Annotated in this window: 8 protein-coding genes; 3 read left to right on the top strand and 5 right to left on the bottom strand. The window is 71.9% G+C overall.

Annotated elements, in window-relative coordinates:
- Positions 1–711, top strand: a 711-nt coding sequence (locus L0H79_RS19305; RefSeq protein ID WP_367652498.1) for a sugar MFS transporter, incomplete at its 5' end; no start/stop codon positions are given.
- 95 nt (positions 712–806) lie between these two features.
- On the opposite strand, the gene L0H79_RS19300 is transcribed toward L0H79_RS19305, so the two are convergent.
- The 5 genes from L0H79_RS19300 to L0H79_RS19280 form a co-directional block, all read right to left on the bottom strand.
- On the bottom strand, positions 807–1,979 hold the full coding sequence (locus L0H79_RS19300) for an enhanced intracellular survival protein Eis (RefSeq protein WP_301486269.1): 1,173 nt from the start codon (positions 1,977–1,979) through the stop codon (positions 807–809).
- 131 nt (positions 1,980–2,110) lie between these two features.
- On the bottom strand, positions 2,111–2,575 hold the full coding sequence (locus tag L0H79_RS19295; RefSeq protein WP_301486268.1) for an SRPBCC family protein: 465 nt from the start codon (positions 2,573–2,575) through the stop codon (positions 2,111–2,113).
- Positions 2,576–2,769: 194 nt separating this feature from the next.
- Positions 2,770–4,170, bottom strand: coding sequence for a hypothetical protein (locus tag L0H79_RS19290; RefSeq protein WP_301486267.1), 1,401 nt, complete (start codon positions 4,168–4,170; stop codon positions 2,770–2,772).
- On the bottom strand, positions 4,167–4,823 hold the full coding sequence (locus tag L0H79_RS19285; protein WP_301486266.1) for an ATP-binding cassette domain-containing protein: 657 nt from the start codon (positions 4,821–4,823) through the stop codon (positions 4,167–4,169). The genes L0H79_RS19290 and L0H79_RS19285 overlap by 4 nt, the downstream gene beginning before the upstream one ends.
- A gap of 160 nt (positions 4,824–4,983) precedes the next feature.
- Positions 4,984–5,445: a DUF3817 domain-containing protein gene (locus L0H79_RS19280; RefSeq protein ID WP_301486265.1), complete on the bottom strand. Its 462-nt coding sequence runs from the start codon at positions 5,443–5,445 to the stop codon at positions 4,984–4,986.
- A gap of 153 nt (positions 5,446–5,598) precedes the next feature.
- On the opposite strand from L0H79_RS19280, the gene L0H79_RS19275 reads away from it, so the two are divergent.
- Together L0H79_RS19275 and L0H79_RS19270 are read left to right on the top strand one after the other, a co-directional pair.
- A complete protein-coding gene (locus L0H79_RS19275) occupies positions 5,599–6,372 on the top strand; it encodes an enoyl-CoA hydratase-related protein (protein ID WP_301486264.1) in 774 nt (257 codons plus the stop codon).
- Between the two features lie 173 nt (positions 6,373–6,545).
- Positions 6,546–6,965 (top strand): hypothetical protein, encoded by a 420-nt coding sequence (locus L0H79_RS19270; protein WP_301486263.1) that lies wholly within the window; start codon positions 6,546–6,548, stop codon positions 6,963–6,965.
- The last annotated feature ends 51 nt before the right edge of the window (positions 6,966–7,016 follow it).

Here is a 7,016-nt window from a genome sequence, read left to right as displayed (position 1 = left end):
CCGGATCGAGAGTGCACTACTCCGGATCGAGAGTGCACTACTCCGGATCGAGAGTGCACTACTCCGGATCGAGAGTTCGATTCTCCGGCTGCTTCGCGGGAGCGCCGAGCCGGCGCGGCGTGGCTGGAACCGCGGACCCTGCTCATCGGTGTCGTCATGCTCGCGGCGGCCTTCACCGAAGGCACCGCCAACGACTGGGTCGCCGTCGCCTTCTCCGAGGGCTACGACCTGCCGCGGTGGGCCGGTGTGCTCGGCTTCGCGGTGTTCCTCACCTTCATGACGCTCGGGCGCATCGTCGGCGCCCGCCTGCTCGATCAGCACGGGCGCGTGCCCGTGCTGCGTCTCCTGTTCGTCTCAGCCGTCGTCGGGTGCGCTCTCGTCGTCTTCGGTGGACCGGTGCTTGCCTTCCTCGGCGCGGCGATCTGGGGCGTCGGGGCGAGCCTGGGCTTCCCGGTCGGGATGAGCGCAGCAGCCGACGACCCGCGCTGGGCCGCGGCGCGGCTGAGCGTCGTCTCGACGATCGGCTACGCTGCCTTCCTCGCCGGCCCGCCGCTGCTCGGGTTCCTCGGCGACCACGTCGGCGTGCTCCACTCGCTGCTCGTGGTCGGCGCCATGGCGGTGATCGCGCTGCTCGCGATCCCCGCGGTCCGCGAGCCCGGCCCCGGGACGGCGACCCTTGGCACGAGCACCAGTGCCGACCCGATCGGGTAGCACGAAAGACCAACACACCTAGTGGCTGTCAACATCGACGGCTGCAACCGTCGAACTTGACTGTTGCTCGGTGTGTCACCTGAGGCGGCGGCGGGTCAGAAGTACTCAGTCATGAACGGCGTGCAGGCGAAGATCGCGTCGAGGGCCGCATCGTCATCGAAGTCACCACCCGCGGCGAGGCCTGACTGACGCAGGCGCGACATCGACCAGCCACACCACAGGGCCGCGAGGCCCCGTGGTCCCACCTCGACAGCTTCCCGGCTGGCCGGCCCCTCGTCGGGAACTGGCCCCTCGTCGGGAACCAGCCACTCGCCGGAACCTGGCCTCTCGCCGGGAACCAGCCTCTCGTCCGGTAGAGACCCATCGACGGCAAGCGGCCCCTCGATGCGGGTGGCGGTTCCCGAGCCCTCGGAGACGTCAACGCGCCAGGTGCCGGAGTTGGCGGGCAGGTCCGGGTCGTTCACCCGCACCTCCGCCGAGGCAGTCACGTGCGCAGAGAAGCCCCGGCTGCCAACCCCTTTCGCGACGTCGATGACGCGCAGCATCCATGCGTGCTGCTGCACCTCGTGTCGCGCCTCCGTCCCTGCGAGCAGGGCGACCGGGTCTCTCGCGTCGAGGTAGGCCCGTACCGTCGGCGCCGCGGACGACCCGGACGCGACGACCCCCCACAGCGCGGCGTCCGCCTCGGCGGTCTCGCCGACGAGGTCCGTGACCGTGAGCGTGGCATCGGCCAGCGAGTACGCAACGAATCCCCTTGGCCCGCCGTCCTGCCCGTCGAGGACGTAGTGGGTCATCCTTTCGTTGGCGAGCTGTTCGCGCCACCTCGAGGCACTCGGCAGCCTGGGTCCGCAGAGCCCGTGCCGCACCTGGTCCTCGCGCATCACGCCCCGGATGAGCTCGGCGTCGGCGACATCAGCCGGACGAGGACGCAGGTCCCCACCGAGGGAGCGGAGCGCGCGCAGGTCGCGGGCGGCATACGTGTAACGGGGTTGGACCCCGCCGAACTCGTAGCCCACCCCGCGGTAGAGCACCGGCGCCGTCGGGAAGAGGCACGAGAGGGCGTCACCGAGCTCGGCCATCCGCCCGAGCAGGCCGCGCATCAGCACGGACGCGGCTCCGCGACCGCGCGCCGCAGGGTCCACGTAGACCCCGGCGACGCCGCCCATCGGCAGATGCCTTCCGCCCCAAGCCTGTTCGAACGGGCGAGCCCGCCCGGCGCCCAGCACGGTGTCGGACTCGTCGACGACCGCGAGCCAGCGCCTGCCGATGACCTCGTCGGCGACGCTGCGCCATCAGATCTCGCTGCCGGGATCGAGCGGACCGAACGACCGGCGCCGGATCGTCAGGATGGCGGGGGTGTCCGCCTCGGTGACGTCGCGCACCCGCATCCCGCCTGGTGTCACTCCGTGTCCTCGACGAGCCCGGCGAGCCTGTCGAGGGAGGCCATGAGCTTGGCTGACGTCGTCGAACGGGCTCGTTCGAAGCGGGACTCGTCGGTCAGCTGCGACCAGTCGTACGTGTGGGTGACGAGGGTGCGCTGCGGGTCGAGGGGCTGCAGCTCCCAGCGCCAGAGGTGGCCGGGTGGCTCCTTGCCCACCTCGGAGGGCCGCCACGCGAGCCGGCGCTGCTCCTCGAACTCCACGACGTGGTTGGCGCGAGTGCGCCCGCCCCGGTTGTGCATGGTGAAGACGTCGCCCACGCCCCGGACGCGCTGCCCGGCCGCCGCGTTGTCGAGGTTGTCGTTGCCGTCGAAGCGCGGCTGCTGGGTCGGGTCGGCGATGATCTCGAAGATCTCGCCCGCCGCCGCGCCGATCTCACGCCGTGCGGAGACGACGCGGGGTTCTTCGGTGTTCTCGGAGGACATGTGGTCATCGAACCACGCGCGCACCGCGACGGGGTATGCCGCTGGGCCGGGTCCTCCGACGAAGGTCTGCCTGACTACGGTCCTGGCCAGTGACTGTGCTTCCGGCACGTGACTGCTGGGGCACCGGAAGTCAGGGGCGCTAGCCGCAGTCGGCGGCCACTCGGACAGTCGACCTGCCGCCCAGGAGGCCCAGCTCAGACCCGGTGCTCCTGGGCGAGGCGCTCGGACTTGGACAGGCCCCACGACACGATGGCCGCGGTGAGCAGCACGCCCCAGACCAGGCTGCCGGAAGAGCTGTGCGTGAGCACCGTGGCGAGGGTCCCGACGGCGAGCACGGCGATCACGGGCAGCAGGTACCAGGCGATGAGCAGGGCCGGGCCGGTGCCGCTCGGGCTGAACGTCGACTTCGGTGGCGACCCACGGAACGCCGCGAGCAGGTGCGCTCCCGCGAGCAGGGCTACCAGGACCAGGACCAGCACCACGGCCTGCACCGAGACCGACCCGACGGCGATGCCCGCCACCGCGAGCGCGCCGCCGAGCACGAGCAGGGTGAACAGGCTCGGCAGGACGAGGTGGGCGAGGGTCTCGGCGCGCAGGCTCGTGCCGAGCAGGTTGGGCGTGCCGATGTTGTCGGCCTGCATCCGCAGCCCCTCGGCCCAGCCGCCGTACCCGAAGTAGGCCGGCACGAGCCCGATCGTCACGGCGACGGCGGGGACCGCCGGATGGGTCAGTGCCCACGCCAGGACGACCGCCCCGAGGATGCTCAGCCCCAGTCCGGCCCAGAACGTCGAGGGCAGCCGCCGCATCCCGAGCAGGTCGCGTCGCACGAACACGACGAACGGACCGCCCGCGCGCAGCCGCGCCGACCGCGCCCGGCGGACCGGGCGGGCCAGCTGGAGCCGGGCGGTGCGCAGGTTGCCGGCGACGACCGAGCCGCCGATCGTCGAGCTGTTGGCGGCGTGCTGACGCAGCACCTCGATGTGCAGGGCGCGCAAGGCCGTCCGCCCTCGGAGCAGGGTCAGCAGACCGCGGCCCGCTCCCGGCCAGCACCGGACCTGCCCCCAGAGCCACAGCGAGGCAGCCAGCCACCCGAAGACCGCACCGCCGAGCGCGACGAGCCCAGCGGTATACCATCCGACGAGCCCGCCGTAGGCGATGCCCGCGCCGACGGTCACTCCCGTGAGCAGCCCGAGGAAGGCGCACAGCCCGAACGCGAGCCGCCACCACCGGCCCACCGTCACAGCCCGGTCGACCGGGGTCGTCACGACGTGGTCGATCCACGGCAGCGGGGGCACGACGGGACCGCGACGGGTGCCGGCGGCATACATCGTCCAGAGCACGGCGACGATGGCGCCGAGCACGACGAGGGCGGTGAGCGGGGAGGCGAGCTGCTCGCGCAGCGCGGCGGGGTCGGCGGTCTTGACGACCGCCTGGACGACCGGGAAGCCATAGGCCAGCGCCGCGAGGAACGTGACGTAGCCTGCGTACCACGCCTGCCGGCGACCCTTGCGGGCCGCGTCGCCACCGATGACCCAGTCGGCCTGCCCGACGAGCTCGTGGTCGTCGATCTCGCGGGTCGCGGCGACCTCGCTCATCGGGCGGGCTTGACGTCGACGACGCGGTGGGCGAGGGCCTCGGTCATCCCGGGGTCGTGGCACGCCATGACGACGGTCGCACCGTCCTTGGCGCGATCGCGGATGAGCTCGGTGACGACCTCGCGCTTGGTGGTGTCGAGGCGCTGCTCTGGCTCGTCGAGCAGCAGCACGGTGCTCGGCCGCGCGAAGGTGAGCGCGAGCCGGAAGAGCTGCTCCTGCCCGGAGCTGAGCTCGTGCGGGAACCGGTCGTCCAGGTGGTCGATGCCGAGGCGTGCCATGAGGGCGAGGCCGCGGTCGTCGGCGGTGTTCGGGTCGCCGCCCCAGCTCGAGTCGACGAGGACGAGGTGGTCGATGAGAGTGAGGTCGCGGTAGGTCGTCGGGGTGCCGATGAGTGCGGCGACCGCGGCGCGCACGTCGGGGTTGCGTTCGTCGGCCTCGACCCCGCCGATCGTCGCGGTGCCCGTTGTCGGGCCGAGCAGGCCGCCGATGATCCGCAGCAGCGTGGTCTTGCCGGAGCCGTTGGGGCCGCGCAGCACGACGCACTTGCGGGGGTCTGCGTTGACGGTCGTCGGCAGCAGCAGCGTCGTCGTGTCGACCGTCTTGCCCACCGCCTTGGCGCGCACCTTGCCGCCAAGCTGCGTGATCGTGCTCATCTGGCCTCCCGCTCCGGTTCCTCGCGATGCCACCGTATGCCGCCCACCCGGCTCCCGCGGGCCAGCCCTCGGGATCGCGGCTCCCACCCCGGCGGCCGCGAAGGCACAGACGTCGGGGCGCGCAGCCCGCGGCCCCGTCGATCGGTGCGTCGTCGTTGCTTCAGCCCTGCCCGCCGACCGGTGGGCCGACGACGAGGGCGAGACCGGTCAGGGCCGTCACGGCGACGAGCCCGACGGCCACGGCCACCACGGGACGTGCAAGCAGCAGGTGAAGAACGCGCTCGACGCGGCCCTCGGGCCGGGCGTCGGCGTGGCCGAGCCGCCAGCCGCCCTCGAGGGCACCGGCCCGTTCCATCCGGCGCTCGAACCAGACCGTGAGGAACGGCGGGACCGCGCTGGCCAGCCCGAGCATGGTCTGACGGCAGGTCCACCGCTGGTTGACTGAGACGAGCACGGTGAGCAGGCAGAACGCGATGAAGACGACCCCGTGGATCATCCCGAAGACCTTGACGCCCAGATCCGTCGTCGTGGTGACGTACTTGAGGAACATCCCGCTCAGCAGCAGGGCCCAGGACACCACCTCGGCGAGGGCGATGCGACGGTAGAGGGTGCGGGGGGACATGGTGCTCCTACGGGCAGGTGGCGGGTGGAGACCCAAGTCTCGCAAAGGCATTGCGGGATGAGCCAATCCACGCCATCGTCCGAAAGGATGAGTCCCTCGGCGAGGGGGCGCGGCGAGGGAGATGCGGTCGGGGCCTCGCGTTACGGTCGGATCATGAGCGACTTCCAACACCTCATCGTCGCCCGCGACGGCGACACGGTGACCATCACGATGAACCGCCCCCAGCGACGCAACTCCCTCTCGGAGGACCATCTCGCCGAGCTGCTCCGTGCATTCCGGGAGACGGCCGAGACCGACGCGACCGGCATCGTCCTGGGCGGCAACGGCCCGGTGTTCTCCGCCGGCCACGACTTCGGCGACGTCGCGGCCCGGGACCTGACCGGCGTGCGCGACCTGCTGCGGCTCTGCACCGCCCTCATGCAGACGATCGAGACCGTCCCGCAGGTCGTGATCGCTCGCGTCCATGCGCTCGCTACCGCGGCTGGCTGCCAGCTCGTCGCGTCGTGCGACCTCGCGGTGGCTGCCGAGTCGGCCGGGTTCGCCCTGCCGGGCGGCAAGGGCGGCTGGTTCTGCCACACCCCGGCCGTGCCGGTCGCCCGCTCGATCGGCCGCAAGCGCCTCATGGAGATGGCCCTGACCGGCGATGCCATCGATGCCGCGACCGCGCTCGACTGGGGCCTGGTCAACCGGGTCGTGCCCGACGAGGTCCTCGACGAGGCCGTGACCGACCTGCTCGCCCGCGCGACGAAGGGCTCCCGCGCGAGCAAGGCGCTCGGCAAGCAGACCCTGCACGCCCAGCTCTGCCGACCGGAGACCGACGCCTACACGATCGCGGTCGAGGTCATGGCGGCCGCCTCGCAACTCGCGGGCGCCAAGGAGGGTATGGCTGCCTTCCTCGAGAAGCGCCACCCCAAGTGGCCCGACTGAGGCGGCGGGTGTTGCCGAAGGGCGCGGCTCGCTCGCGACGAGCCGCGGTGCCTCGTTGGGCTCGGGGGACGCCTGCCTTGACAGGTCGTTCACGACCCCTCGACCCTTGTGTGGTGGGCGGTCCGCGCCGGGGTCGCGGTGCACCGCACGCATCACATCGGGAGGTGTGGGTGATGGACCAGGCAGCACGCACCACCAAGCCGTCACGGACACTCGCGTCGGTCCTCGCCGTCCTCGCCCTGGTGGCTCTCACCGGGGCGCAGAGCAGCTGCCGCGAGCGGACGGACCGTTCCACCGACAACCGGTCGTCCGGCCGGTCCACGAGCTCGGTCGTGTACTCGGTGTCGTCCAACGCCGGCATCGAGACGGTCTCGTTCATCGGGACCGACGGACGCACGAAGACCGACACCGACGTCGGCCGGTCCTGGAGCGGTCGCGGCCCGGCAAAGCACGGTACGGTCCGTGTCTCGGCGACGACCAGCCGCGACGGTGCCTGGATCAAGTGCGTCGTCAAGGTCAAGGGCCGGGTGGCGCAGGAGGCGAGCGCCCAGGGTGGCGCGGGGTCCAGGGTCGTCTGCGAGACCTCCTACTGACCGAACTCCCGCCGGGCGAGGTGCCGGCACGAGGCTGCACAGGTCACTCGG

This window comes from Intrasporangium sp., from assembly GCF_030452765.1.
Lineage (GTDB): Bacteria > Actinomycetota > Actinomycetes > Actinomycetales > Dermatophilaceae > Intrasporangium_A.
The sequence above is the reverse complement of the archived record's forward strand: the minus strand, read 5'-3'. Positions and strand labels throughout refer to the sequence as shown.